The sequence below is a fragment of the Micromonospora sp. NBC_01796 genome (genome assembly GCF_035917455.1).
In the GTDB taxonomy this organism is placed as follows: domain Bacteria; phylum Actinomycetota; class Actinomycetes; order Mycobacteriales; family Micromonosporaceae; genus Micromonospora_G.
In genome coordinates, this window is the sequence record NZ_CP109078.1 from 4,108,804 (window position 1) to 4,134,054 (window position 25,251).

Genomic DNA, 25,251 nt, shown 5'->3' on the forward strand with positions numbered 1-25,251 from the left:
CTGTGCCCGGCAAGACGCTACAGTCGCTTCCCGATGTCACGGGACCGGCTGACCGGGGAGATGTTGATGATGCCCTCTATCGGCCGTCGCCGTGCACTGGCCGCACTGACCGGTGCCGTCCTGCTGGCCGTCGCGGGCACCGGATGCGGGTCCACCGACGAACCGGTTGACTCCAGCGCGCCGGTCGAGGTGGCCATCACCATCACCGAGGGCCGGTCCGAGCCGCAGCCGGGCCGGGTGGACGCGAAGAAGGGCCAGTCCGTCCGGATCACCGTGACCAGCGACGTTCCGGACCGGGTGCACGTGCACGGGTACGAGGTCGGCGCGGAACTGCCCGCGGGCCAGCCGGCCACGGTCGAGTTCGTGGCGGACATGGACGGCCTGTTCGAGGTCGAGACGCACGAGTCGGGCGTGTTGCTGTTCCAGCTACTGGTCCGATGAGGACGGTCCCCGAACTGCTGGCCCACGGGGTCGGCGGGCGGCAGGACCTGCCCATCCCGTTCGCGTACGCGGTGACGGGTGCGGCGTTGGCCCTGGTCATCTCGTTCGTGGTGCTGGGCGCGTTCTGGCGGGAGCCGAGGCTGGGTGACGCCGAGGCGGGTCGGCCGCTGCCGGACCGGGCCGCCCGGCTGGTCGACTCGGCCGGTTGGCAGTGGATCCTGCGGATCCTGGGACTGGTGTTCGCGGGCTACTTCGCGATCGGGCTCTTCTTCGGCCCGGACGTCGACCGCAACCCCACCGCCGGGCTGTTCTACGTGCTGTTCTGGGTCGGGCTGGTGCCCGCCTCGCTGCTGTTCGGACCGGTGTGGCGGGCGCTGAATCCCCTGCGTACGGCCTATCTGCTCGCTGCGGCGCTGCTCCGGCGGGATCCGCGTCGGGGGCCGCTGGCGCTACCGTCGCGGCTGGGTTACTGGCCGGCGGCGCTCGGCCTGCTGGCGTTCGTCTGGCTGGAACTCGTCGCGCCGGACCGGGCCACCGTCCCGGTCATCCGCACCTGGCTGGTCGCGTACGCGCTGCTGATGCTGGTGGGGGCGGCCGTGTTCGGGGTCGGGTTCTTCGACCGGGGCGACGCCTTCGAGGTGTACAGCGACCTGGTCGGCCGGCTGGCGGTGGTCGGCCGTCGCGACGACGGGGTGCTGGTCTGGCGCAACCCGCTGGAGGGGATGAGCGGGCTCGCCCCGGCTCCGGGACTCACCGCGGTGGTGGTCGTCCTGCTCGGCTCCACCCTGTTCGACAGCCTCTCCAACGCCCCCGCGTGGTTCCGGTTCGTGCAGAACACGCAACTGCCGGCGGTGCTCACCAACACCGTCGGGATGCTGGTGCTGATCGGCCTGGTGCTGGCCGCGTACGGCCTCACCTGCCTGATCGCGGCGAAGCTGGCACCGGGCGTGCGGCCGGCAGACGTGGCGGCCGAGATCGCCCACTGCATCGTGCCGATCGCGGTCGGGTACGTGCTCGCGCACTACTACTCGCTGCTGGTCCTGGAGGGGCAGCGGACCGTCGCGCTGCTCTCCGACCCGCTCGCCACCGGGGACGCCAACTGGCTGGGTACGGCGGACTGGTCGGTCAGCGCGGCCCTGGTCACCCCGACCGGGGTGGCCATGTTGCAGGTCACGCTGATCGTGCTCGGGCACCTGCTCGGCACCGTGCTCAGCCACGACCGGGCGTTGGTGCTGTTCCCCGGCCGGTCCGCGATCGCCGCGCAGGTGCCGCTGCTGGTGCTGATGGTCGGCTACACGATCGCCGGCCTGCTCCTGCTCTTCGCCGGCTGACCCGCCACCGGCCCCTTCCTGTCGCTTTCCGGCCCGTCACCGCCCGAATCGATCGAAGCTGGCAATGAGTCCCACTTCTGACTTGCACACATAGCGATGTACGCATACTTTGTGGGAGACGGCGCGGCGACGAGGGAGGGCGACCCATGGGTGCAGGCCACGACCACGGCGGTCACATGCTCAGGGCAGGCGAGAAGCACCGCCGCCCACTCTGGGCCGCGCTTGCCGTACTGACGGTGTTCATGCTGGTCGAAGCCGTCGCCGCCTGGCTGACCGGTTCACTGGCCCTGCTCTCCGACGCCGGCCACATGTTCACCGACGTGCTCGGCATCGGCATGGCCCTGGCCGCGATCACCGCCGCCAGCCGCGCCCGCCTCGACACCCAACGGACGTTCGGCCTCTACCGGCTGGAGGTCCTCGCCGCCCTCGGCAACGCCGTACTCCTCTTCGGGGTGGCGATCGCGGTCCTGGTCGAGGCCGTACGCCGGTTCGGTGACCCGCCCGAGGTCGCCGCCGGACCGATGCTCGTCGTCGCCGTCGGCGGCCTGCTGGCGAACATCGTCGCCTTCCTGCTGCTGCGCTCCGGAGCCAAGGAGAGCCTGAACGTTCGCGGGGCGTACCTCGAGGTGCTCGGCGACCTGCTCGGCTCGGTCGGCGTCATCGTCGCCGCAGTCATCATCACGTTCACCGGGTGGCTCTACGCCGACCTGGTGGTCGCGGTGGCGGTCGGTCTGTTCATCCTGCCGCGCACCTGGCAACTCGCCCGGGCCGCGATCCGGGTCCTGGTCCAGGCCGCCCCGCCGCACGTCGACGTGACCGAGGTACGCACCACCCTGGCCGGCGTCGCCGGGGTCTGCGACGTACACGACCTGCACGTGTGGACGCTGACCTCCGGCATGGACGTCGTCTCGGCCCACCTCAGCCTCGATCCCGGTGCCGAGGTCGGCCGGGTGCTCACCGCCGCCCGGGAACGGCTGCACGAGAGCTTCGGCATCGACCATGCGACTCTTCAGGTCGAGCCGCTAACCTCGGCCCGGTTGTGCCAGGACAGCCACTGGTGACTCGGCGGGAACCATCCGGCCGTCCGGCACGACTACCCGTGGGGGCTGTCTGCCATCGCCGTTGGGAGTTGAGCTGGATGCGAGTGTTCCGCCCGCTTGCCGTCATCGCCGTCGCCTGTGCCGCCGTACTCACGGCCGTGCCGGCGCCCGCCTGGGCGCACAACGAGCTGCGTGCCAGCAACCCGGCCAAGGGCGCCCAGCTCGCCAGCGCGCCGGCCGAGGTGGTGCTCGACTTCGCCGAACGCCTCAACCCCAAGTTCACCACCGTCGCGGTGACCGACAAGGCCGGTGCGGCCGTCGGCACCGGCCAGCCGGAGGTGACCGGACCCCGCGCGGTGCAGCGGCTCCGGCAGCCGCTCGACGCGGGCGACTACACGGTGGCGTACCGGGTGGTGTCGGTCGACGGTCACCCGGTCAGCGGCAAACTCACCTTCACCGTGACCGCGCCGCCGCCCGCCACCGCACCGGTGAGCCCCTCGGCGGCGACCCAACCGTCGACCGGGCCGGACCCGACCGCCGCACCCGCCGGGGCGACGGCGTCCCCCTCGGACGAGCTGCCGGGTGAACTCGCCGGGGACGAGTCCACCACCGAAGGTGGGGGCAGCCTCGTACCGGGTCTGCTGCTTGCCGGCGTCGCCGTGCTGGCGATCGGCACCGGCTTCCTGCTCATCCGGCGCCGCCGGACCACCCAGCCGTGACCGGCCCGGACCAGCCGGCCGTGGGCACACCGGTCGTGGATGGGCCCGACCCCGTCGTCGGCACCACCGACCGCCCCACCGCCACGGCCGGGCCCGGCCCGGCCCACCCCGGCGGGTGGCCGGTCGCCGCCGCCGGGCTGCTGGTCGCCGTCGGGGCGCTGGCCGCACTGCTGTCGTACGGGGGAGCCACCCGCCGGGAGATCCTCCCCGGCCTCGCCGACGCCGGCCCGATCACCCCGTGGGCGTTGCCCATCGCCCGGCTCGGCATGCAGGTCGGTGCGGTTGTCACCGTCGGCCTGCTGCTCGCGGCGGTGCTGCTCTCGGCCCGTGCCGCCGGAGGTGGCCTCTCCGCCACCGGCTACCGGCGGGTCCGGGCGGCGGCCTGGTCCGCGCTCGGCTGGTGCCTCGCCAGTGTCGCCGCGCTCTGCCTCACCCTCGCCGACGTGCTCGGCCTGCCGATCGCCGAGGCGGTGTCGGTCACCTCGGTCGTCAACTTCGCCACCACCGTCCAGCTCGGGCAGGCGTTGGCCCTCTCCGGCTGGCTGGCCGGGGCGATCTTCCTGATCTGCCGGGCCGCGCTCACCCCACGAACCGCCGGTGTCGCGCTCCTGCTCGCCGTACTGGCGATGGTGCCGCCGGTTTTCACCGGGCACGCCGCCGCGGCCAGCAACCACAAACTCGCGGTCTCCGGGCTGCTGCTGCACGTCGTACCGGTGGCGGTCTGGGCCGGTGGGCTGCTGGCCCTGGCGCTGACCGGTCGCGCCAGGACCGACCAACTGGCCATCGCCGTACGCCGGTTCTCCCCGCTCGCCGCCGGCTGCCTGGTCCTGGTCGCCGCCTCCGGCCTGGTCTCGGCGTACGTGCGGCTGCCCGGCCTCGGCGCCCTCGTCGACACCCGGTACGGCCAGCTCGTCCTGCTCAAGACCCTCCTGCTCGGTGCGCTCGCCGCCGCCGGCTGGTGGCAACGGCGCGGCGCGCTGCCCGGTCTGCTCGACGGCGACCGGAGCCGGTTCATCCGGATCGCCACGGTGGAGGTGCTGATCTTCGCCGCCGCGATGGGCACGGCCGTGGCCCTGTCCCGGACCCCGGCGCCGGTGCCCGGTGAACCCGAGGAGAGCATCGCGCAGGCCCTGCTCGGCTACCCGCTGCCGGCGGCCCCCGACGCCGCCCGGCTGCTCGGCGAGTGGCTGCCCGAACCGGTCCTGATCGCCGTCGCGCTCACCATCGCCGGTTACTACCTGGGTGCGGTGGCCCGGCTCCGGCGTACGGGCGGGCAGTGGCCGGTGTGGCGTACGGCCACGTTCCTGCTCGGCTGTGCGGTGATCGTGGTCGCCACCTCCAGCGGCCTGGCCCGGTACGCCCCCCTGCTGTTCAGCGTGCACCTGCTCCAGCAACTGCTGCTGACCACGGTCGCGCCGATCCTGCTCGTGCTCGGCGCCCCGCTCACCCTGGCCCGACAGGTGCTGCCGACATCCGTCACCCCCGGCTGGCCGGGCGTACGGGAATGGCTACGGGGAGCCGGGGCGTCCCGTACCGGATTGCTGCTGACCCGGCCGGTGGTGGCGGCGATCCTGCTCGCCGGGACGGGTTTCCCGCTCTACTACACCGGGATCTACGACCAGACCCTGCGGTCACACGCCGCCCACCTGGTCATGGTCGGGTACTTCCTGGCCACCGGTTGGCTCTTCTTCTGGGTGGTGCTCGGTACCGACCCGGTGCCACGCCGCGCGGGCTACCCGGAGCGGCTGTTGGCCGTACTGCTGCTGGTGGTGTCGCAGGTTGCCCTCGGGCTGGTCCTCGCCGGCTCGGACACCCTGCTCGCCGCCGACTGGTCCACCGCGTTGGCCCGTCTCTGGGGTGACCCGCCCCTGGTCGACCAGCAGAACGCCGGTCGTCTGCTCTGGTCGCTCGGCAGTCTTCCTCTCCTTGCCGTCCTGGCCACCCTCGCCGTCCGCTGGCGCCGCGCCCGCCCGCCGTCCACTCCCGCATAGCCCCCGCCCGCGTCCGTCAACGTGACGCCGTGTCCGCCGCGAACCCGCACTTTCACTGAAAGAGTGGTTATTCGGCGTGGGATAACCACTCTTTCAGTGAAAGTGCGTCGATCCGCGTGCGTGCGTGCGTGGAGGAGTGCGGGGGCGTGTAGGGGCGGTCAGGAGCGGAGGCGCCAGCGGGTGGGGGTGCCCGAGGCCGGCGCCGACCCTGCCGAGGTCGCCTCGGCGGGCTCGGGTTCGGGTTCGGTGGTTGACGGTTCGGTGGTTGACGGGTCGGACGTTGTCGCGGCGGGTGCGGTGGGGTCGGCAGGTGCGGTGGGTGTGGCGGACTCGGTGGTCGAAGCGGCAGCCGGGGTGGCGGCCGGGGTCGGGGCGGCGGGTTCCGGGTCCGGTGCGGGCTCGGGTTGGCGGCGGCGGGCGATGGCGGCACCGGCGAGCGCGGCGGTGATGAGCAGGGCGATCAGCAGCCCGACCCGCAACACGTCCGAGAAACGGTCGGTGGCGACGTCGTCGCTGGCGGTGGCCCCGGTGCCGTCCTCCGCGTCGGGGGCCGCACCGGGTGCGGCGGGTGGGGGAGCGGCCGGAGCCAGCAGGGCGACCACGGGTGCCGGACCGGTGCCGGCGGCAGCGGCCGAGCCGGGCGGGGTGCTCCACCGCACCTGGGTACCGTCCGAGTAGGTCTGGGTCACGTCGAAGACGAGCTGCTCGGTGTCGGGCATCGGTCCCAGGGAGACCACCAGCTCGGCGACACCCGGCGCGGCGGGCGGTGCCGTACGGGTCCAGATGATCGCCGAGGTCACCTCGGTCACCGCGCCGTGGTGGATGCCACCGAGCGGCTGGTTGAGCGGGCGGGTGGTGGTGGTCGGTCCCCAGTCCGGCACCGACATCGGGTACACCTCGGCGACCGGCGCCGACTCGGGCAGCCGCAACTCGACCCGGGTGGTGTACGCCCCGGCACGCTCGTCCGGAACCCGGAAGGTGAGCTTCGCGGCGTCACCCCGGTACGCCTGAGCCGGGGTCACGGTCACATCCGCCGCCGCCGGTACGGCGAACGCCGCCCCGCCCCCGAGCACACCGGCGAGCAGGGCGCCCAGCAGCGCGGCCCGTACCGCTGTTGTTCTTCCGGCTCGTACCGATCCTGTCATCAGCGACCCTCCTTCGACCCGTACCCGTGCCCCATCCTGGTAGTTCGCAGGCGGGACCGGAAAGGTTCAATCCACCGGCAGATCGGTATCGCTGCCCAGGTACGCCAGCACCGCCAGGACCCGACGGTTGGTGTCCTCGGTCGGGGGGAGGTCGAGCTTGCCGAGGATGTTGCCGACGTGCTTGCCGACCGCCGCCTCCGAGACGACCAGTGTCCTCGCGATCGAGGCGTTCGACCGCCCCTCGGCGATCAGGCCGAGCACCTCCCGTTCGCGTACGGAGAGTCGGGCGAGCGGGTCGCGACGGCGGCGCAGCAGTTGCCGTACCACCTCGGGGTCTACCACGGTGTCGCCGTCGACGATCCGGCGCAGCATGCCGACGAACTCGGCGACGTCGACCACCCGGGTCCTTCAGCAGGTAGCCGACCCGTCGGCCGTCGCCGGAGTCGAGCAGCTCGGCGGCGTAGCCGAGCCGGACGTACTGGCTGAGCACGACCACGGCCAGGTCCGGACGGGTGCGGCGCAGCCGTACCGCCGCCCGGAGCCCCTCGTCGGTGAAGCCGGGCGGCATCCGTACGTCGGTCACCACCAGGTCCGGTGCGTGCTCGGCGACGGCCGCGACCAGGGTCTCGGCGTCGCCGACCGCCGCGACCACCGCGAACCCGAAGCGGTGCAGGAGCCCGACCAGCCCCTCCCGGAGCAGCACCCCGTCCTCGGCGAGGACGACCCTGGTCACCGGGGACACGGCAGCTCCACCCGGAGCAGGGTCGGCCCGCCGGCCGGGCTGGAGAGCAGCATCCGCCCGCCGACCACGGCGACCCGGTCGGCCAGCCCGGTCAGCCCGGTGCCCCGGTTCGGGTCGGCCCCGCCCCGACCGTCGTCACCGACCTGTACGACCACCCGCCCGGCCCGCTGTTCCACGGTCACCGAAACCTCGGTCGCGCCGCTGTGCCTGGCCGCGTTGGTGAGCGCCTCGGCGACCACGAAGTAGACCGCCGCCTCCAGTTGCCCGGGCAGCCGCCCGGACGGTTCACAGCGGACGGTTACGGGAATCGAACACCGATCGGCGAGTTCGCTCAGCGCGGCCGGCAGCCCGCGTTCGGTGAGGATCTGCGGGTGGATGCCGTGGACGATCTCCCGTAGCTCGACCATGGCCTGTTTGGCCTGCTCGTGCGCGGTGGCCAGGGTGCCGGCCGCAGGTGAGTCGGCGGGCAGGTCGAGCCGGGCGAGGCCGAGTTGCAGGGTGAGGCTGACCAGCCGTTGCTGGGCACCGTCGTGCAGGTCGCGCTCGATTCGGCGACGTTCGGAGTCGAACGCGTCCACCAGCCGGGCCCGCGACCGGGCGACCTCGACCAGCTCCGCCCGCAGCTGCTCCCCGGTGCCGCCACCGCCGTCGTGCAACAGCAACCGGGCGACCGCGCCGTGCGCGCCGGCCAGGACCGCGAGCAGGTACGGCACCGAGGGCAGCAGGAGCAGGCCGGCGACCGCGTACCGCAGCGCGTCTCCGACCGAGTCGACCGTGTCGAACCCGAGCGACACCGGGCCGACGTCCTGCCCGACCAGGAACGGGCTGGCCACGAGGGTCACGATCAGCACCGGTACGGCGAGGACCGCGCCGTACAGCACCGGGACGGCGGTGACGAGCAGGAACGTGTAGCCCACTGCCCGCCAAGTGGTCGCCTCGGCGTACCGGTGGCGCAGCCAGGGCCACGGTCCGGGGGCGATCGGCGGGTGGTGGACGACCACCGGCGGCCCGGTGTCGACCAGTCGCAGCCGGCGCCTTTCCACCGCCGCCACCGGCATCGCCACCAGCGGCCCGAACGCCGCCACCAGCACCGCTCCGACCAGTACGGTCATCAGCAGGGTGCCCAGTGGCTGGAATTCACCGGTGGTGACCCGGCGGAGCGCGATCAGCCAGGGGAAGCCGAGCACCAGCGACGGCAACCCCACGGCGGCGACCAGCGGCGCCGTGGTGAGCAGATAGGCCAGCGACCGCCACGGCCAGGCGCCGATCAGGAATCGCCGACGCCCAACCGATTCCAGCGGGGTTCGGGAGATGCTGTCGAGTGTGGATTGTCGTTCGATGACCGCGGTTTCTCTGTCGGGAAGCACGGAATCGACGCTAACGGTCGGCCATCGGTGGATACATCCGTCTGAGGCTAGACCTCGGGTATGGCCAGCCCTACCCCGAATGGGAGATTGGTCTTACCGTCGCCCGGCATTTCCGGGTCATATTCTTCCGGCGGCGAGCACCGGTCGCTTTTCCGTTGCCAGTCGTTCCAACAGCGGCACCGCATGGTCGGGTCCGGGCAGCGCGGCGATCTCGTCCCGAAGCCGTACGGCGGCCCGGCGGTAGCCGTCGTCGGTGAGCACGGTGGTGACCGCCTCGGCGGCGGCGTCCGGGGTGACGCTGAACGCGTCGAGCACCCGGCCGACACCGAGTTCCGCACAGCGGGCCGCGTTCGCCGGCTGGTCGGCGCCCATCGGCGCCAGCACCATCGGCAGGCCGTGTTCCAGCGCCCCGAGCACGCTGCCCGAGCCCGCGTGCGAGACCACCAGGTCGGACCGGGGCAGGACGAGCGCCTGGGGCACGTAACGCTCGATGCGTACGTGTTCCGGTTGCCGGCCGAACTCCGCCGGATCGAGCTGCTTTCCGACCGTGACGAGCAGGTTGATGTCCAGTTCCCCGAGCCCGGCGATGAGCCGGGGAAACAGGTCACCGGATTCGATCGGGAACTCGGTGCCGAGGGTGAGGTAGACACCGGGCCGACCCTCCGTCCGCCCCTCCCACGGCAGGGCGGTCGGGGCCGGCGACGGCGGTGGTGTGACCGGGCGGATCGAGTGCGCGGTGGCGGGCAACGGGCAGGCCGGATCGCGATAGCTCGGTGGGGCGGGGGCGAGCACCAGGAAACGGCTGAGCATGGCGAGTTCGGGGTCGGGCGGCAGGTCGTACGCGGCGCGCAGCTCGTTCAGCGGTTCGGTGACGAGGTCGGGCCGGATCAACGAACCGGCGGCCAGGACCAGCACACTCGCGTACGGCAGGCCGAGGCGTTCGGCCGCGACCATGGTGCCGAAGTCCGCCTCGTCGCAGACCACCACGTCGGGTTGCCAGGTGCGGCAGATGTCGAGCGTCCGTTCGGCGTTCCGCCGGGCGGCCCGGCCGGCGAAGATCTCGCGTACCTCGCGGTCGATCTGCGCGAAGTCGATCGGCCGCAACGGGATGCGCTCGGGGGCGCGGTGGGCGTACCCTGCGGCGGGCCGTCGGCCGGGGGTGTCTCGGTGACGAGGGCCGTGAAGCCGGATGCTTCGACCGTTGCGGCCATCCCGGCCGTGCAGGCGAAAGCGACCTGGTGACCGGCGGCCCGGGCGGCGCCGGCGATCGGCACGAGCGGGATGAGGTGGCCACTGCCACCGGCGAAGCTGAAGAGGATACGCACCCACCGACCTTTCCCTATCGGATCGGCGGGTTCAACAGGTATTGCCGGATTCACGAACCGCTCGCTGAGTAGGCACTGTCGGGTTTTATTTCGCACGCTTGTGTTGAAACGCTGGTCGATGGGTGCTACAAAGGGTCGTGCCGAAGGTCGTCGACCATGATCAGCGTCGGGAGGAACTCGCTCGGGCGGTCTGGGCCGTGGTCGCCCGAGCCGGCGTCGAGGGTGCGACCGTACGCGCGGTGGCCGCCGAGGCCGGCTGGTCGATGGGGGCCCTGCGCTACTACTTCGCCACCCAGGAGGGCCTGTTGCGGTTCGCCCTGGAGGTGATGCTCCGCCGTACGCCCGAGCGACTCCGGGTCCAGCTCGCGACCGGCCAACCCGGCCTCGAACGGGCGCAACGGATCATCGAGGAACTCCTGCCGCTCGACCAGGAGCGACTCGCCGAAGGGCTGGTCTGGTTGGCGTTCCTGACCAGGGCCAGGGTCGACCGCGGCTTCGACGACCTGCGCGAGGCGGGCTGGCGCGGCGAACGGTACATCTGCCGGCTCGCGGTGGCCGAGATCGCCGGGTGCCCCTGGCCGGCCGACCTCACCGCGCCCCTGCCCGGCGAGGTGCTGGAAGCCGGAGCGGCGGACCTGCACACCTTCGTAGACGGACTCACCCTGCAGGGCGCCACCTTCCCCGAGGAACTACCGCCGGCACAGGTACGCCACCTGCTGCGCCGGCGACTCGAAACGCTGGAATCCGCCGTACGAGAGGATGGTCGATGGACGCCGGGTTGATCGGATCCCTGGTCCTGTTAGCTCTGATCGACAGCACGAGCTTCGGAACACTGCTGATCCCGATCTGGATGATGCTCGCCCCCGGCCGCCTGCACGCGTCCCGGCTACTGATCTTCCTCGGCACCGTCGCCGTCTTCTACCTCGCGCTCGGCGTCGCACTGACCGCCGGTGCCGCGGCGCTGCTGGACGACATCCGACCGCTGCTCGACACCACACCGGTCCAGGTGGTGCAGCTCATCCTCGGCATCGTCCTGCTCGTCCTCGCCTTCCGCACCGGTCGGAAGAAGTCGGGATCCGAGCCGGGTCGGCTGATGCGGTGGCGTGAGCGGGCGATGACCGGCGAGGGGTCGTCGAAGGCACTGATCGCCCTGGCCCTGACCGCGGTCACCCTGGAGGCGGCGACGATGCTGCCGTACCTGGGCGCCATCGGGCTGCTGAGCGCGGCCGAACTGGCACTGCCGGTGACCGCTGCCGTACTCGCCGGATACTGCCTGGTGATGATCCTGCCGGCGCTGGTGCTGCTGGGCGCGCGGATGATCGCGGCCAACGCGGTGCAGCCCGTACTCGTCTGGGTCAACGGGTGGATGACCCGCAGCGCAGCCGAGACCACCGGGTGGATCGTCGGCATCGCCGGTTTCCTGCTGGCCTCGAACGCGGCCGGGGAACTGGGACTCTTCGACGCGATCGACACCCTCTCCGGGGCGAAGTAGGGCGGCTCAGCGGGCTATCGCCAGCCCGAACGGGACCGGTCCGAGGGCGGCGACCAGTGGGCGTACGGCAAGCGGGAAGGTCTCGGTCCACCGGGCCGTGACGAGGCCGCCCAGGTCGACCACCCACTCGGCCCGCCAACCCAGGTCGGCCAGGAACCGCCCGGTGGCCTGTCTGGCCTCGGCCCGGTCGCCGGACACGAACACCGTGGGCGGGGTGGGCAGGCCGCCAGGGTCGGCCATCAGCGACACGTGCATGGTGTTCAGCGCCTTGACGACGAAGGTCGCCGGCAGGGCCGCCTGGATCTGTTCGGCCAGACTGCTGCCGGGGTGGAGCAGCGCGGTGGCGAACCCGTCGTCGCCGATCCGTACCCCGTTGGCGACGTCGACCAGGATCCGGCCGGCGAGCGGACCGCGCAGGTCCGCCAGGGCCCGGACCGAAACCGCGCCGGGCAGGGCGTTGACCACGATCTCGGCCCCGGCGACGGCGTCGGCCGGGGACGCGACGGCGACGCCGTCGCCACCCCAGATCAAGCCCTCCGGCGTACGGGAGCCGACCACGACCGGGTGGCCGTGGGCCGCGAGCGGGTCGGCGAGCGCCCGGGCCACGTTGCCGGATCCGAGGATGGCGATGCGGGTCATCTGTGCCTCCGAGTGCGCACGTGCGGGGGAGTGGGAGCCGGCGCAGACGTTACGGTTGACCTCCAGCCGCAGGTAGTAGGCACTTCCGGGTGCCCAGGGCACTTCGGGAGGACGTGGTGGTGACACGGGACGCCGCGCGACGGCGGACGGCGGCACGGGAAACGCACCTGGACGCGATGGCCGGGTGTCCGGGGCACCGGGTGCTGGACCGGCTCGGTGACAAGTGGGTCAGCCTGGTGCTCAAGGAACTCGGGTCGGGCCCCCGCCGGCATGCCGACCTGGCCCGCTCGGTCGCCGGGGCGAGCCAGAAGATGCTCACCCAGACGCTGCGCGGACTGGAACGCGACGGACTGGTCATCCGTACGGTCACCGCCGGGGTGCCGGCTCGGGTCGACTACCGGCTGACCCCCCTCGGCGTCGGGCTCCTGGAAGCGATGCTGGTCGTGGTCGACTGGGCCGAGCGACACGTCCCGGAGATGGACGCCGCCCGCGCCCGCCACGACGGGAAAATCGTCGGTCCGGCGGCGGGTTGACCTGTCCGGACCGGGCCGGCGGCTCCGACGTCCCGGTCGAACGGCACCACTCAGGTGCCGGCGGAGAAGGAGGACTCTCGTGAAGTACATGATCCTGTTGTCCGGTTCGCAGCGGGACTACGACGTCCTGGCCGGCAAGCCCGGCAACGGACCGGCATGGTCGGCGGAGGACGTGGCGGCGATGCACGAGTTCATGGCGGCGTGGAACAACGAGCTGGTCGAGTCCGGTGAGTTCGTCGACGCCCAGGGGCTGAGCGCCCCGGTCCACGCCCGGCGGATCGAGTTGCGTGACGGTGTTCCGGTGGTCACCGACGGGCCGTACGCCGAAACCCAGGAGGTCCTGGCCGGCTACACCATCGTCGAGTGCAGGAGCTTCGACCGGGCCACCGAGATCGCCGCGCGCCTGGCGAACACCCCCCACCCGGACCGGAGCGGCTCCGGTCCGGAGTGGTACGTCGACGTACGGCCGATCGTGGAAGGCGTCGAGGAACTGAGCATCTGATCAACGACGTGCCGGACACCGAGGTCGAGGACCTGCTGCGCAACCCTGGCGTCGGCCTGCTCACCGAGGCGCTGCCGCGCGGGGCGACCGGCCCGTATCAGCTCCAGGCGGCGATAGCCGCGATCCACGACGAGGCACCGACCGCCGAGGCGACCGACTGGCCCCAGATAGTCGCCCTGTACGAGCTGCTCCTGCGCCTGTCCGACAGCCCGGTGGTGGCCCTGAACCACGCCGTCGCGGTGGCCATGGCCCGGGGCGCGGACGCGGGGCTGGACCTGCTCGGCAAGCTGGAAACCGACCAGCGGATCGCCGGGGACCACCGCCTGCATGCGGTCCGCGCCCACCTGCTGGAGATGTCCGGCGACCACGGCGGCGCCCGCAGGTCGTACGAAAAGGCCGCCAGCCTGGCCACCAGCCTCCCGCAACAGCGCTACCTCAACACCCGCGCCGCCCGCCTCGCCGAGAACCAGTAGTTACCCGACCTGGTTGTTGTCCTTGAGCGCACCCCAGCCGTGCCAGTTGTCGATCTCGATCCAGGCACTGACCCGAGCACGATCCCGCCGTGCGTACGCCTGCCCCCGGTAGTGCAGGGAGAGTCGGTCGATGTCCGCCAGGTCGGTGTCCTCGCGCAGCTCGACGACGCGCCCCATGAGGCTGACGTGGGTGTACCAGCCGCCCTCGTCCAGGACGGTGAGCGCCACCCGGGGATCGTTGCGGATATGGCTCAGCCGGCGGCGTCCCTCGTCCATGTTCACCAGGATCCGGCCGTCGTCCCACAGGTACCAGGTCGCGGTGGACACCGGCTGACCATCCGACTTGAGGGTGGTCATGACCGCCGGGTTCGGCTTGCGCAGCAGGGCAACGGCGGGTTCGGGAAGCGGCGGTTTGGACATGTTCCAGCTCTCTTCTTCGGGCAGCGTGACTTCCCCCACGTTACGCAGGTTGCCGGGGCATGATCCACCTCGTATGCGCGGAACGGGTTGCGCTGTACCTACTGGTATGTACAGACTGTCGGCATGGACTCGCGACAACTGCTGGTCGAGACGATGAGCGAGCTCATGTGGGAGCGCGGCTACGCCGACACGAGCCCGCGTGACGTACGCGAGCGGTCCGGGGTGGGCCAGGGCAGCATGTACCACCACTTCCCGACCAAGCGGGACCTCGCGCTCGCCGCCCTCGAGCGCAACGTCGCCGACCTGCTGCCGGCCACGTCCGAGCTCGACGGTCCGGGCGACCCGATGGCCCGGATCGAGGCCTACCTGAAGCGTCCCCGCGACGCCCTCAAGGGCTGCAAGGTCGGCCGGATGACCCAGGACCCGCAGGTCCGCGAGGACCCGGTGCTGCTCGAGCCGGTCGGGCGCGCGTTCACCCAGGTCCACGCGAGTTGGGTGAAGGTGCTTCGCGAGGCGGTCGCCGCCGGCGAACTGCGGGACGACCTCGACCCCGAGCGCCTCGCCCACACCCTGATGGCCGTCCTGCAGGGCGGCTACGTGCTCGCGATCGCGCAGCAGGACCCGGGCCCGTTCGACGACGCCCAGGCCGGCGCCCTCGACCTGCTCCGGGCGGCGGCACCAGCCACGCCGAACGACAAGAACGACAAGAGGAAGTGAGACCATGACGGTACGCATCGGCATCAACGGGTTCGGGCGGATCGGGCGCAGCTACCTGCGCGCCGCCCTGGCGAACGACGCCGACGTCGAGGTGGTGGCGGTCAACGACCTCACCGACGCCCGTACGCTCGCCACCCTGCTCGAGTGGGACTCCATCTCCGGCCACCTCGACGGCGTCGCCTTCGACGGCGACGCGATCGCCGTTCAGGGCACGCGCATGAGGGTCTTCGCGCAGCGCGACCCCGCCACCATCCCCTGGGGTGACGTCGGCGCCGACGTCGTCATCGAGTCCACCGGCCACTTCACGGACGGAGTCACGGCCGCGGCCCACCTCAAGGGCGGCGCGAGGAAGGTCATCATCTCGGCGCCGGCCAAGGGGGACGTCCCCACGTTCGTCCTCGGGGTGAACGACTACACGCTCGACCCGGACAGCCACGATGTCTTCTCCAACGGCTCGTGCACCACGAACTCGCTCGCGCCGCTGGCGAAGGTGCTGAACGACTCGTTCGGCATCGAGTCCGGCCTGATGACGACGGTCCACGCGTACACGGGCGACCAGCGACTGCACGACGCCCCGCACTCCGACCTGCGTCGGGCCCGTGCGGCCGCCGTCTCGACCATTCCGACGTCCTCGGGCGCGGCCAAGGCGATCGGCAAGGTCATCCCCGAACTCGACGGGCGCCTCACCGGCGCCGCCCTGCGGGTCCCCGTCCCGGTGGGTTCGATCACCGACCTCACCGTGGTCCTGCGACAGAGCGCCAGTGTCGACGAGGTCAACGCGGCGTTCCGCGAGGCGGCCAATTCCGAGCGGCTGCAGCGCTACCTGCAGTACTCCGAGGCGCCGCTGGTCTCGGCGGACATCGTCGGCAATCCCTACTCGTCGATCTTCGACGCGCCGCTGACCCAGGCCGTCGGCAACCAGGTCAAGGTGCTCGGCTGGTACGACAACGAGTGGGGGTTCTCCAACCGCCTCGTCGAGTTCTCCGAACGGATCGCCGCAGCCGCCTGACGTCCGGCAGGCACCCTTGACAGCCCCGGAAACGTTGGCGCGTATTTGGCGCTGTTGGCGGCGGATGGCTGTGGACAGCCGAACACGCTGGATGAACGATGAAGGCCCGCGACCGGGTTTCCCCTGGTTACGGGCCTCTTCGTGCTGGTCAAAGCTTTCTTAGCAAGTGTGCCCCCGGCAGGATTCGAACCTGCGCCCCCGCCTCCGGAGGGCGGTGCTCTATCCCCTGAGCTACGGGGGCTCAGCGACCGGGAAAGAGTAGCAAACACCCGGCTCGGCAGCCGAATCGGTATCCACCAGGCGTGCCGCCAGGGGTTGGGGGCGGCGTGCCCCACGTCGGGATCAAGCATGACCGCCCAGAGTGGGGTAGGTACGCCGCCCCCAACCCCACCACCTTCAGGAACGACCACACGAAGGCAACGCGTACGGGGCGATCCGGGGTGGGAGCCGCCGGGGCCACTCGCCCCGCCCCCAGGATCCGTCCACCACCACGTGCACCAACCGGCCGTCCACGCCGCTCAGCCGCAGCAGGAAGTCCCGGGGCAGCGGTGGATCCACGGTAGGCGTGGTGATCATGAACTTCATCCGTCCTCGCTGGGACATCGCGGAGATGACGTCGGCCGCCGGTGCGACACCGTGCAGTCGCGTACGACCGAGCCAGCAGAGTTCCGCGCGGTGCTCCTGGGCGGAACGGACGATTCCGGGGTACTCCTGCCGCATCCAGATGCGTACGGCGTCGACGCAGAGGCCGCAGGCGCGGTCGGTGGGCTCCCGTGGGCCGAGTCCCCAGGCGTGCAGGTACTCGCCGACGGTCGCCGGTTCGATCGTGAGCCCGAACTGGCGCTCGACCAGGGCGGTGACGCTCTGCCTGGTCCAGAGCGGATCGTCGAACCCGAACTGGTCCGGGTACCTGCCCCGCAGCGCGTCGATCAGTTCGAGCTCCTGATCGCGGCTGAGTGCCTCTGCCGGGCCCGACCGCTGCCCGCGCCGAGCGGCCACCGCGCCGTCGCCGCCGATGGTGTGCCGCCGGCACCAACTGGTGACGGAACGTCGCGCGTCCTTGAGAACAACCCCCACGACTGGGGCAACGAGCCCGGATCATGACTGGTCACGATATCTACGGAGAAAACTCCCTAAAGTGCACAGTCGGGCATAACGGTACGTACGGGGTAGAGCGGGCTACTTTGCGCCTACTTTGTCAAGCAGTGCCTGGATTGCGGTGATTTCCTTCTTCTGGCCCGCGACCATGGTCCCGGCCAGGGACTGCACCTGCTCGTCGTCGGACTCGTCCAGCGCCGCCTCGGCCATGTGGATGCCGCCGAGGTGGTGGTTGAGCATCAGCCGGAGGAACATCGTGTCGAAGTCCTGCCCGGTCGCCGCCCGTAGCTGGGCCCGCTCGGCGTCGGTGGCCATGCCCGGCATCAGACCGTCCCGGACCGTGCCGCCGCCGTCCGACATCCACGCCATCCTCGGGGCCGAACCGGTTGGGCCGAGTTTCCAGTCGCGCAGCCAGGTCAGCATGATGCCGATCTGGGCCTGCTGGGTCAGCGCGATGTCGGCACCGAGCGTCCGTACGTCCGGGTCGGTGGCCTTCTCGTGCGCGAGCATGGCCATCTCGACGGCCTGGGCGTGGTGGGTCGACATGTCCCGGGCGAACCCGGCCTCGACCGAGGTCTCACCGGGCCGGGTCAGCCCCGGGATCAGCAACCCGGCGACCACGCCGAGGACCAGTCCGACCGCGATCCCGATGGCCACCCAGCCGGTGCTGAACCGGCGATGGCCCTCACCGGTGGCCGAGTTGTCGTCGAAGTCGTCGGAATCGTCGTCGTCGCCCGACGAGCCGTCCCGCTCGAAATCCTCGTCTCCGAGGTCTTCGAGCTGTTCGAGTCGCGGATCGTCGGCGCCCGACGCGCCGGCCGGAGCCGACGCGTCGGGGCGGGTTGCTGTACCCATCGGTGTCCTTACTTCTTACTGGGTTGCGCCGTCTTTGCCGAGGTCACGCGGGGTGGTGCCGGTGGCGGTGATGCCGCCGGAGCAGCTGGCGCCCTGCTCGATGCCGGCGTTGGTACGCAGCGACCGGATGAACGTGTCGATCCGGCTGTCGTCCGCGTTGTCGACCTTGAGCTGGTAGCCCCAGGCCTGCAGCGAGATCGGCTTGTCCAGGTTGTCGACCGGGCTCATCAGCATGTACTCGTTGCCGCGCACCTTCTCGGCCAGCTTCGACACCTGGTCGGCCGGGAGCCCGGTCTTGTACGAGACCCAGACCGCGCCGTGCTCCATGCTGTGCACCGCGTGCTCGCTGGCGATCGGCGCGTCGTAGACGTCACCCATGCAGTTCTGCCAGTTGAAGTTGTGCTTGCCGCCCACCGGCGGGGTGAGCGAGTAGCTGACCGGGCCCCAGGCGTGGTCCGAGGCGGTCAGCGACTTGTCCGGCGATTCCCGGTAGTCCTTGATCCCGTCGATGCCGGCGGCCTGCTCGGCCCAGGGCTTGGCACCCTGGAACACCGCCCAGCCGCCCCAGCCGATGATTCCGACGGCGAGTACGCCGACGGCGACGAACAGGGCGATCGGGCCCCAACTGCGGCCCTGGCTGACCTTGACCGGGGCGATCGGCTTGCGGGGGCCCTTGCCGCCACCGCCCGCGCCTCGACCTTGCCCGCCGGGACGGCCGCCACCGGAGTTACCGGTTGCTGGCTTGCCACCCGCCGCCGGCTTTCCACCGGCCGCCGGCTTCTTACCGGTGCTGACCACGGACGGACGGCTTTGATCGCCACCCTGGGTGCTGATGCTCATGGTGCCTCGTCAGGTCGGTCGGTCAGGGGGTGGCGGGTCACAAAGGCGCAGGGTGTCCGCCGAGTGACCGAGTCTACCCCCGGTAACATGTTTCGGTGACTCCCGCCAATCTCGCCGAGGTCGTCCGTACCGCCGCACAGGCGGTCTTCATTTCCCGTGGGCTCGATCCCTCCCTGCTCCCGGAGTCGGTGACCCTGGAGCGACCGCGCAACCCCGAGCACGGCGACTACGCCTCCACGCTCGCCATGCAGCTCGCCAAGCAGGTCGGCGTACCGCCCCGCGAGCTGGCCGCCGGCCTGGCCGAGGAGCTGAGCCGGGCAGTCGGCATCAAATCGGTCGAGATCGCCGGACCGGGCTTCCTCAACATCCGTCTCGACGCGGCAGCCGCCGGGCAGTTGGCCCGCGTGGTGGTCGAGGCGGGTCGGGCGTACGGGCGCAGCGACGTACTGGCCGGCGAGCGGATCAACCTGGAGTTCGTGTCGGCGAACCCGACCGGGCCGGTGCACATCGGCGGGGTCCGGTGGGCGGCGGTCGGCGACGCGCTCAGCCGGCTGCTCCGGGCGACCGGCGCCGACGTCACCACCGAGTACTACTTCAACGACGCCGGGTCGCAGATCGACCGGTTCGCCCGTTCGCTGCTCGCCGCCGCGAAGGGGGAGCCGGCTCCCGAGGACGGCTACGGCGGGGCGTACATCGCGGAGATCGCCGAGGCGGTCCGGGCGCTGCACCCGGACGTGCTCGACCGCCCCGACGCGGTGGCCCAGGAGGTGTTCCGGGTCGAGGGCGTCGCGCTGATGTTCGACGAGATCCGTTCCTCGTTGGACCAGTTCGGGGTCCGGTTCGACGTCTACTTCAACGAGAAGGACCTGCACGACCGGGGCGAGCTGGACCTGGCCCTGGTCCGGCTGACCGACCAGGGGCGGACCTACGAGCTGGAGGGCGCCACCTGGCTGCGTACCACCGACTTCGGTGACGACAAGGACCGGGTGCTGCGCAAGTCCAACGGCGAGTGGACCTACTTCGCCGCGGACTGCGCGTACTACCTGGACAAGCGGGAGCGCGGCTTCGGCCGGGTCGTGATCATGCTGGGCGCCGACCACCACGGGTACGTCGGTCGGATGCGGGCGATGGCCGCCTGCTTCGGTGACGACCCGGACCAGACCCTGGAGATCCTGATCGGGCAACTGGTCAACCTGGTCCGGGAGGGCCAGCCGCTGCGGATGTCCAAGCGGGCCGGGACCGTGGTCACCCTGGAGGACCTGGTCGAGGCGATCGGGGTGGACGCCGCCCGGTACGCGCTCGCCCGCTACTCCAGCGACTCGCCGATCGACATCGACGTCGAACTCTGGACCCGGGCCAAGAGCGACAACCCGGTCTACTACGTCCAGTACGCCGGCGCCCGTACCGCCGGGGTCAGCCGGCATGCCGCCGAGGTCGGGCTGACCAGGGGGGAGCCGGAAGCGTTCCGCCCCGAGCTGCTCGAGCACGAGAAGGAGAACGAGCTGCTCAAGGCACTGGCCGAGTACCCGGCCGTGCTCGCCACCGCGGCCGAGCTCCGTGAGCCGCACCGGGTCGCCCGCTACCTGGAGGAGCAGGTGGCGCAGTCGTTCCACCGGTTCTACGACAACTGCCAGGTGGTGCCGAAGGGCGACGAGGAGATCACCGACCTGCACCGGGCCCGGCTGTGGCTGGTCGACGCCACCCGCACGGTCATCGCCAATGGACTGGAACTACTTGGGGTCTCTGCCCCGGAGAAGATGTAAGTGATGCGTGCTCACGAGGCCGGGGCGCTGCACGGCGACCTCGGCAGCCGGGGACCGGCGTGGCTGCGTACCCCCGAGGACGTCAACGCCCTCGTGCCGCAACTCTGGCCGCGGACCGTCACCCGCGACGCCGACGGTGAGCTGACCGTCGGCAACCTGCGGATCGGGGCGCTGACCAAGATGTTCGGCACCCCGATCTACGTCCTCGACGAGGAGGACCTGCGGTCGCGCTGCCGGGACTTCCGGGCCGCCTTCCCGGGCGAGGACATCTTCTACGCGGGCAAGGCGTTCCTCTGCAAGGCGGTGGTCCGGATCATCGCCGAGGAGGGGCTGTTCCTCGACGTCTGCTCCGGCGGTGAGCTGGCGGTGGCGCTCGCCGCCGACATGCCGGCCGAGCGGATCGGTTTCCACGGCAACAACAAGTCGGTCAGCGAGCTGTCCCGGGCGCTCGACGCCGAGGTCGGCCGGATCATCGTCGACTCGTTCGACGAGATCGACCGGCTCACCGAGCTGGCCCGGGAGCGCGGGGTCCGCCCCCGGGTGCTGCTCCGGGTCACGGTCGGGGTCGAGGCGCACACGCACGAGTTCATCGCGACCTCGCACGAGGACCAGAAGTTCGGCTTCTCGCTGGCCGGTGGGGCGGCGGCTGCCGCCGCGTTCCGGATCCTCGACGACGACGTGCTGGAGCTGCGCGGGCTGCACTCGCACATCGGTTCGCAGATCTTCGACACCAGCGGGTTCGAGGTGTCGGCCCGGCGGGTGCTGAGCCTGCAGGCGCAGATCCGCGACGCCCGTGGGGTCGAGCTGCCCGAGCTGGACCTCGGCGGCGGGTTCGGCATCGCGTACACGACGCAGGACGACCCGTCGACCCCGCACGACCTGGCCAAGCGGATCAACAAGATCGTCGACGGTGAGTGCGAGGGGCTGCGGCTGGCCAAGCCGCACCTGAGCTTCGAGCCCGGCCGCGCGATCATCGGCCCGGCCATGTTCACCGCGTACGAGGTCGGCACGGTCAAGGACGTCGACGGCCTGCGGACGTACGTGAGTGTCGACGGCGGGATGAGCGACAACATCCGTACCGCCCTGTACGGCGCCTCGTACTCGGCCACCCTGGCCAACCGGCGTTCCGAAGCGGAGCCGATCCTCGCCCGTGTGGTGGGAAAGCATTGCGAGTCCGGGGATGTGGTGGTGAAGGATGAATTCTTGCCCGCCGACGTACAGCCCGGAGATCTTCTCGCCGTGCCCGGCACGGGTGCCTACTGCCGGAGCATGGCCAGCAACTACAACCATGTCCCGAGGCCCCCGGTGGTGGCGGTCCGCGGCAACGAGGCACGCGTGATCGTCCGGCGGGAGACCGAAGACGATCTGCTGGCATTGGATGTGGGATGACAAAGCCTGTCCGCTTGGCGCTGCTCGGTTGTGGAACGGTCGGCAGCGAGGTGGTACGGCTGCTGCACGAGCAGGCCGCCGACCTCACCGCCCGGATCGGCGCACCGCTGGAGATCGCCGGCATCGCGGTCCGCAGGCAGGGCCGCAACCGGGGCGACCTCCCGGTCGATCCGGCGGTCTTCACCACCGACGCGCTCGGACTGGTCAAACGGGACGACGTCGACGTGGTGGTGGAGATGGTCGGCGGCATCGAGCCGGCCCGCACCTGGCTGGTCGAGGCGCTTCGGGCCGGCAAGAGCGTGGTGACCGCGAACAAGGCGCTGCTCGCCGAGGACGGCGGGTCGCTGCACGACGCCGCCGCGGAGAGCGGCGCCGACCTCTACTACGAGGCGTCGGTCGCCGGTGCGATCCCGCTGCTGCGCCCGCTGCGCGAGTCGTTGCAGGGCGACAAGATCACCCGAGTCACCGGCATCGTGAACGGCACCACCAACTTCATCCTCTCCGCGATGGACGCCACCGGGGCCGGCTTCGCCGAGGCGCTCGACGAGGCCACCGAACTCGGGTACGCCGAGGCCGACCCGACCGCCGACGTGGAGGGCTTCGACGCCGCGGCCAAGGCCGCCATCCTCGCCTCGCTGGCCTTCCATACCCGGGTCAGCGCGGCCGACGTCTACCGCGAGGGCATCACCGAGGTCACCGCCGCCGACGTGGCCAGCGCCAACGCCATGGGCTGCACGATCAAGCTGCTCTGCATCGCCTCCCGCGGCCCGGACTCCACCGGGGCCGAGTCGATCGGGGTCCGGGTCTACCCGGCGATGATCCCGCGCAGCCACCCGCTGGCCAGCGTCGGCGACGCGTTCAACGCGGTTTTCGTGGAAGCGGTCTCCGCCGGGCAGTTGATGTTCTACGGCCGGGGTGCCGGCGGGGCGCCGACCGCGAGCGCGGTGCTCGGCGACGTGGTGGCGGTCTCCCGCAACCGGCTGGCCGGCGTCCGTACGCCCAGCGAGTCGGCGTACGCGGCGTTGCCGATCCGACCGATGGGGGAGGCGGTCACCCGCTACCACATCAGCCTCGACGTGGCCGACCGCGCCGGGGTGCTGGCCACCGTGGCCGGGGTCTTCGCCCGACACGAGGTGTCGATCGCGACCGTCCGGCAGGCGTCCGCGAGCACCGGCGGCAACACCGGCGGTACGGCGACCGTCGGGCGCGGCGGTGACGCGATCCTGGTGATCGTCACGCACGCCGCCCCGGACGCCGCCCTCGCCGCCACCGTCGAGGAACTGCGCGGTCTCGACATCGTCCGCTCGATCGCCAGCGTGCTCCGGGTCGAGGGCGGCGTCTGAGTCCGGCTGCCGGGCGGAGCCGAGCGGGGGACGACGGTGTCCCGCCAGATGGGTAACCATGGGTGCGCGGGCGTGGCCACCGGCACCCTGGGTCACGCTTGACCCACCTTCACCCGGCGTCCGCCCGTACCGGCGGCAACGCATCGACGAGGAGATCGACATGTGGCGGGGTTTGATCGAGGCCTACCGGGACCGGTTGCCGGTCACCGACGCCACGCCGGTCGTCACGCTGCACGAGGGGAACACCCCGCTGCTGCCCGCGCCGGTGCTCTCCGCCCGTACCGGCTGCGACGTCTACCTCAAGGTGGAGGGGGCCAACCCGACCGGTTCGTTCAAGGACCGGGGGATGACCGTGGCGGTCTCCCGGGCGGTCGAGACCGGTAACAAGGCGATCATCTGCGCCTCCACCGGGAACACCAGCGCGTCGGCCGCCGCGTACGCCGCCCGCGCCGGGCTGAGCTGCGCGGTCCTGGTGCCGCAGGGCAAGATCGCGCTGGGCAAGTTGGCCCAGGCGCTGGTCCACGGGGCGAAGCTGTTGCAGGTCCAGGGGAACTTCGACGACTGCCTGGCGCTCGCCTCGAAGCTCTCCCAGGACTACCCGGTGGCGCTGGTCAACTCGGTCAACCCGGACCGGGTGCACGGCCAGAAGACCGCCGCCTTCGAGATCGTCGAGGCGCTCGGCGACGCCCCGGACATCCACTGCCTGCCGGTCGGCAACGCGGGGAACATCACCGCGTACTGGCTGGGCTACCGGGAGGACGTCCAGGCGGGTAACGCCACCCGCCACCCGAAGATGTACGGCTTCCAGGCGGCCGGTGCCGCCCCGATCGTCAACGGCGAGGCGGTACGCGAGCCGTCCACCATCGCCACCGCGATCCGGATCGGCAACCCGGCGAGCTGGACCGGGGCGCTGGACGCGCGGGACGCCTCCGGCGGGCTGATCGCCGCGGTGACCGATCGGGAGATCCTCGCCGCGTACCGGTTGCTCGCCCGTGAGGTGGGCGCGTTCGTGGAGCTGGGCAGCGCGGCCAGTGTCGCCGGGCTGCTCCAGCAGTCCGAGGCGGGTACGGTTCCCGCCGGCTCGACGATCGTCTGCACGGTGACCGGCCACGGGCTGAAGGATCCTGAGTGGGCGATCTCCACCGCCCCGTCCCCGACCACCATCGGCAACGACGTGATCGCCGCCGCCCGCGCCCTCGACCTAGTCTGACCACCCACCCACCCACCCACCCACCCACCCACCCACCCGCACACCCACCCACCCGCCCACCGGACAGCGCGACGATCTTGCACTTGTGGTGGGTCACAAATCCGGATGAGTGCCCCGAATCCAGGCGCCACAAGTGCAAGATCGTCGAGGGAATCGGTGGTGCGGGGGTCGGCGGGGGGTTGTCGGGCGGGTTCTACTGGTTGGCGTTCGGGGGGTCGGTGCTCGCTGTTGTGCCGGGTTCGGTGGGGTCGTCGTAGGGGGTCGCGGCGGGGTCTGGGGTGGACGGGGCGGCATCGAGTTGCTCGGCGGCCGCCGCGGCGACGAGCAGGGCGGTGGCCCGCTCGACGGTCGCCAGCTCGTCGACTGAGAGCCGGCTGAGGAGGCTTTGCATCCGGGTGTTGCCGGCGTTGAGGATGCCCTCCATGAGCTTATGGCCGGACGGGCTCAGCTCGACCCGGCGGACCCGACGATCGCGCGGGTCCTCACCCCGTACCACGAGATCCTGCGCGACCAGGCGGTCGACGATGCCGGTCATGGTCGCCAGGCTGACCCCGACGGTGCCGGACAGCTCCCGGCCGGACGCGCTGCCGCTGTGCGAGAGCAGGATCAGAATTTTCAGCTGCGGCAGGGTGAGGTGCAGCGACAGGAACGGATCGGAGCGGTCGGAGGCGAACAACTGTTGCATCCGACGTTGACCATCCATGATGGCGCCGATGAGCCGGGTCCGGTCGGCCAACGCTCCGCCCGCCTCCTCGCCGCGGTGGTGGCGGTGACGGAGGTCGTTGCCACTGGCCACCGGACGTTAGCAGGCACCCCCGGCCTCACGCGAATTGTTCGTGTCAGGCAAAATATTCGTGTCGCGCCCTG

At 71.3% G+C, this 25,251-nt stretch carries 25 protein-coding genes, 1 tRNA gene and 1 pseudogene; 16 read left to right on the top strand and 11 right to left on the bottom strand.

What is annotated here, in order from left to right; genetic code table 11:
* Positions 1-33 precede the first annotated feature (33 nt).
* The 5 genes from OIE47_RS18950 (at position 34) to OIE47_RS18970 (ending at position 5,522) form a co-directional block, all read left to right on the top strand.
* The gene (locus tag OIE47_RS18950) at positions 34-441 is read left to right on the top strand and encodes a hypothetical protein (RefSeq protein WP_326562810.1); all 408 of its coding nucleotides are present in this window, start codon (positions 34-36) and stop codon (positions 439-441) included.
* Entirely contained in the window at positions 438-1,772 is a 1,335-nt protein-coding gene (locus tag OIE47_RS18955) for a hypothetical protein (RefSeq protein ID WP_326562811.1), read from the top strand. The genes OIE47_RS18950 and OIE47_RS18955 overlap by 4 nt, the downstream gene beginning before the upstream one ends.
* A 146-nt stretch (positions 1,773-1,918) precedes the next feature.
* On the top strand, positions 1,919-2,833 hold the full coding sequence (locus OIE47_RS18960; protein ID WP_326562812.1) for a cation diffusion facilitator family transporter: 915 nt from the start codon (positions 1,919-1,921) through the stop codon (positions 2,831-2,833).
* Positions 2,834-2,910: 77 nt separating this feature from the next.
* Positions 2,911-3,531, top strand: coding sequence for a copper resistance CopC family protein (locus tag OIE47_RS18965; RefSeq protein ID WP_326562813.1), 621 nt, complete (start codon positions 2,911-2,913; stop codon positions 3,529-3,531).
* Entirely contained in the window at positions 3,528-5,522 is a 1,995-nt protein-coding gene (locus OIE47_RS18970; RefSeq protein WP_326562814.1) for a cytochrome c oxidase assembly protein, read from the top strand. Before OIE47_RS18965 ends, OIE47_RS18970 begins: the two co-directional genes overlap by 4 nt.
* Positions 5,523-5,680: 158 nt before the next feature.
* Here OIE47_RS18970 and OIE47_RS18975 read toward each other — a convergent pair whose 3' ends face one another.
* The 4 genes and pseudogenes from OIE47_RS18975 to OIE47_RS18990 form a co-directional block, all read right to left on the bottom strand.
* Positions 5,681-6,667: a DUF1775 domain-containing protein gene (locus tag OIE47_RS18975; RefSeq protein ID WP_326562815.1), complete on the bottom strand. Its 987-nt coding sequence runs from the start codon at positions 6,665-6,667 to the stop codon at positions 5,681-5,683.
* 66 nt (positions 6,668-6,733) lie between these two features.
* Positions 6,734-7,409: pseudogene (locus OIE47_RS18980) on the bottom strand (response regulator transcription factor).
* Entirely contained in the window at positions 7,397-8,776 is a 1,380-nt protein-coding gene (locus OIE47_RS18985; protein ID WP_326562816.1) for a sensor histidine kinase, read from the bottom strand. Before OIE47_RS18985 ends, OIE47_RS18980 begins: the two are co-directional and overlap by 13 nt.
* 117 nt (positions 8,777-8,893) lie before the next feature.
* Positions 8,894-9,880 carry a glycosyltransferase gene (locus OIE47_RS18990; protein ID WP_326562817.1) on the bottom strand — a complete coding sequence of 329 codons (987 nt, stop codon included), beginning with the start codon at positions 9,878-9,880 and terminating at the stop codon, positions 8,894-8,896.
* Positions 9,881-10,223: 343 nt separating this feature from the next.
* Between OIE47_RS18990 and OIE47_RS18995 the strand changes: the two genes are divergently transcribed.
* Both OIE47_RS18995 and OIE47_RS19000 read left to right on the top strand, forming a co-directional pair.
* Positions 10,224-10,883: a TetR/AcrR family transcriptional regulator gene (locus OIE47_RS18995; protein WP_326562818.1), complete on the top strand. Its 660-nt coding sequence runs from the start codon at positions 10,224-10,226 to the stop codon at positions 10,881-10,883.
* On the top strand, positions 10,868-11,593 hold the full coding sequence (locus tag OIE47_RS19000) for a GAP family protein (RefSeq protein WP_326562819.1): 726 nt from the start codon (positions 10,868-10,870) through the stop codon (positions 11,591-11,593). The genes OIE47_RS18995 and OIE47_RS19000 overlap by 16 nt, the downstream gene beginning before the upstream one ends.
* A gap of 6 nt (positions 11,594-11,599) precedes the next feature.
* Here OIE47_RS19000 and OIE47_RS19005 read toward each other — a convergent pair whose 3' ends face one another.
* On the bottom strand, positions 11,600-12,232 hold the full coding sequence (locus tag OIE47_RS19005; protein ID WP_326562820.1) for an NADPH-dependent F420 reductase: 633 nt from the start codon (positions 12,230-12,232) through the stop codon (positions 11,600-11,602).
* Positions 12,233-12,321: 89 nt separating this feature from the next.
* On the opposite strand from OIE47_RS19005, the gene OIE47_RS19010 reads away from it, so the two are divergent.
* The 3 genes from OIE47_RS19010 to OIE47_RS19020 all read left to right on the top strand — a co-directional run bounded on the left by OIE47_RS19010 (position 12,322) and on the right by OIE47_RS19020 (position 13,740).
* Positions 12,322-12,765, top strand: a complete 444-nt coding sequence (locus tag OIE47_RS19010; RefSeq protein WP_326562821.1) for a winged helix-turn-helix transcriptional regulator — start codon at positions 12,322-12,324, stop codon at positions 12,763-12,765.
* Positions 12,766-12,853: 88 nt separating this feature from the next.
* Positions 12,854-13,267, top strand: a complete 414-nt coding sequence (locus tag OIE47_RS19015; RefSeq protein WP_326563159.1) for a YciI family protein — start codon at positions 12,854-12,856, stop codon at positions 13,265-13,267.
* 8 nt (positions 13,268-13,275) lie between these two features.
* Positions 13,276-13,740 (top strand): hypothetical protein, encoded by a 465-nt coding sequence (locus OIE47_RS19020; RefSeq protein WP_326562822.1) that lies wholly within the window; start codon positions 13,276-13,278, stop codon positions 13,738-13,740.
* Here the strand turns inward: OIE47_RS19020 and OIE47_RS19025 are convergent, their stop codons facing one another.
* Entirely contained in the window at positions 13,741-14,199 is a 459-nt protein-coding gene (locus OIE47_RS19025) for a PPOX class F420-dependent oxidoreductase (RefSeq protein ID WP_326562823.1), read from the bottom strand.
* An 84-nt stretch (positions 14,200-14,283) separates the two neighbouring features.
* Between OIE47_RS19025 and OIE47_RS19030 the strand changes: the two genes are divergently transcribed.
* Both OIE47_RS19030 and gap read left to right on the top strand, forming a co-directional pair.
* Entirely contained in the window at positions 14,284-14,877 is a 594-nt protein-coding gene (locus OIE47_RS19030; protein WP_326562824.1) for a TetR/AcrR family transcriptional regulator, read from the top strand.
* 4 nt (positions 14,878-14,881) lie between these two features.
* Complete coding sequence (gap, locus tag OIE47_RS19035; RefSeq protein ID WP_326562825.1) at positions 14,882-15,886, top strand: type I glyceraldehyde-3-phosphate dehydrogenase; 1,005 nt, start codon at positions 14,882-14,884, stop codon at positions 15,884-15,886.
* A 169-nt stretch (positions 15,887-16,055) separates the two neighbouring features.
* Here the strand turns inward: gap and OIE47_RS19040 are convergent.
* The 4 genes from OIE47_RS19040 to OIE47_RS19055 form a co-directional block, all read right to left on the bottom strand.
* Positions 16,056-16,127: transfer RNA gene (locus tag OIE47_RS19040), tRNA-Arg, on the bottom strand.
* 155 nt (positions 16,128-16,282) lie between these two features.
* Complete coding sequence (locus OIE47_RS19045) at positions 16,283-16,963, bottom strand: winged helix-turn-helix domain-containing protein (RefSeq protein ID WP_326562826.1); 681 nt, start codon at positions 16,961-16,963, stop codon at positions 16,283-16,285.
* Positions 16,964-17,065: 102 nt separating this feature from the next.
* Positions 17,066-17,839: a DUF305 domain-containing protein gene (locus OIE47_RS19050; protein ID WP_326562827.1), complete on the bottom strand. Its 774-nt coding sequence runs from the start codon at positions 17,837-17,839 to the stop codon at positions 17,066-17,068.
* 15 nt (positions 17,840-17,854) lie between these two features.
* On the bottom strand, positions 17,855-18,679 hold the full coding sequence (locus OIE47_RS19055; RefSeq protein ID WP_326562828.1) for a DUF3105 domain-containing protein: 825 nt from the start codon (positions 18,677-18,679) through the stop codon (positions 17,855-17,857).
* Between the two features lie 95 nt (positions 18,680-18,774).
* Between OIE47_RS19055 and argS the strand changes: the two genes are divergently transcribed.
* The 4 genes from argS to thrC all read left to right on the top strand — a co-directional run bounded on the left by argS (position 18,775) and on the right by thrC (position 24,384).
* On the top strand, positions 18,775-20,442 hold the full coding sequence (gene argS, locus OIE47_RS19060; RefSeq protein ID WP_326562829.1) for an arginine--tRNA ligase: 1,668 nt from the start codon (positions 18,775-18,777) through the stop codon (positions 20,440-20,442).
* Positions 20,443-20,445: 3 nt separating this feature from the next.
* Complete coding sequence (lysA, locus tag OIE47_RS19065; protein WP_326562830.1) at positions 20,446-21,831, top strand: diaminopimelate decarboxylase; 1,386 nt, start codon at positions 20,446-20,448, stop codon at positions 21,829-21,831.
* Positions 21,828-23,174, top strand: a complete 1,347-nt coding sequence (locus OIE47_RS19070) for a homoserine dehydrogenase (RefSeq protein WP_326562831.1) — start codon at positions 21,828-21,830, stop codon at positions 23,172-23,174. The genes lysA and OIE47_RS19070 overlap by 4 nt, the downstream gene beginning before the upstream one ends.
* A 160-nt stretch (positions 23,175-23,334) precedes the next feature.
* Entirely contained in the window at positions 23,335-24,384 is a 1,050-nt protein-coding gene (thrC, locus tag OIE47_RS19075; RefSeq protein ID WP_326562832.1) for a threonine synthase, read from the top strand.
* Between the two features lie 193 nt (positions 24,385-24,577).
* Here thrC and OIE47_RS19080 read toward each other — a convergent pair whose 3' ends face one another.
* Positions 24,578-25,069 carry a MarR family winged helix-turn-helix transcriptional regulator gene (locus tag OIE47_RS19080; protein WP_326562833.1) on the bottom strand — a complete coding sequence of 164 codons (492 nt, stop codon included), beginning with the start codon at positions 25,067-25,069 and terminating at the stop codon, positions 24,578-24,580.
* Between the last annotated feature and the right edge of the window lie 182 nt (positions 25,070-25,251).

Bases quoted from the DNA above. Each gene is read 5' to 3' on its own strand.
- OIE47_RS18950 (WP_326562810.1), top strand. From the start codon at position 34: ATGTCACGGGACCGGCTGACCGGGGAGATGTTGATGATGCCCTCTATC.
- OIE47_RS18955 (WP_326562811.1), top strand. From the start codon at position 438: ATGAGGACGGTCCCCGAACTGCTGGCCCACGGGGTCGGCGGGCGGCAG.
- OIE47_RS18960 (WP_326562812.1), top strand. From the start codon at position 1,919: ATGGGTGCAGGCCACGACCACGGCGGTCACATGCTCAGGGCAGGCGAG.
- OIE47_RS18965 (WP_326562813.1), top strand. From the start codon at position 2,911: ATGCGAGTGTTCCGCCCGCTTGCCGTCATCGCCGTCGCCTGTGCCGCC.
- OIE47_RS18975 (WP_326562815.1), bottom strand. From the start codon at position 6,667: ATGACAGGATCGGTACGAGCCGGAAGAACAACAGCGGTACGGGCCGCG.
- OIE47_RS19000 (WP_326562819.1), top strand. From the start codon at position 10,868: ATGGACGCCGGGTTGATCGGATCCCTGGTCCTGTTAGCTCTGATCGAC.
- OIE47_RS19005 (WP_326562820.1), bottom strand. From the start codon at position 12,232: ATGACCCGCATCGCCATCCTCGGATCCGGCAACGTGGCCCGGGCGCTC.
- OIE47_RS19015 (WP_326563159.1), top strand. From the start codon at position 12,854: ATGATCCTGTTGTCCGGTTCGCAGCGGGACTACGACGTCCTGGCCGGC.
- OIE47_RS19030 (WP_326562824.1), top strand. From the start codon at position 14,284: ATGGACTCGCGACAACTGCTGGTCGAGACGATGAGCGAGCTCATGTGG.
- gap (WP_326562825.1), top strand. From the start codon at position 14,882: ATGACGGTACGCATCGGCATCAACGGGTTCGGGCGGATCGGGCGCAGC.
- OIE47_RS19050 (WP_326562827.1), bottom strand. From the start codon at position 17,839: ATGGGTACAGCAACCCGCCCCGACGCGTCGGCTCCGGCCGGCGCGTCG.
- OIE47_RS19055 (WP_326562828.1), bottom strand. From the start codon at position 18,679: ATGAGCATCAGCACCCAGGGTGGCGATCAAAGCCGTCCGTCCGTGGTC.
- lysA (WP_326562830.1), top strand. From the start codon at position 20,446: ATGCGTGCTCACGAGGCCGGGGCGCTGCACGGCGACCTCGGCAGCCGG.
- OIE47_RS19070 (WP_326562831.1), top strand. From the start codon at position 21,828: ATGACAAAGCCTGTCCGCTTGGCGCTGCTCGGTTGTGGAACGGTCGGC.
- thrC (WP_326562832.1), top strand. From the start codon at position 23,335: ATGTGGCGGGGTTTGATCGAGGCCTACCGGGACCGGTTGCCGGTCACC.
- OIE47_RS19080 (WP_326562833.1), bottom strand. From the start codon at position 25,069: ATGCAACAGTTGTTCGCCTCCGACCGCTCCGATCCGTTCCTGTCGCTG.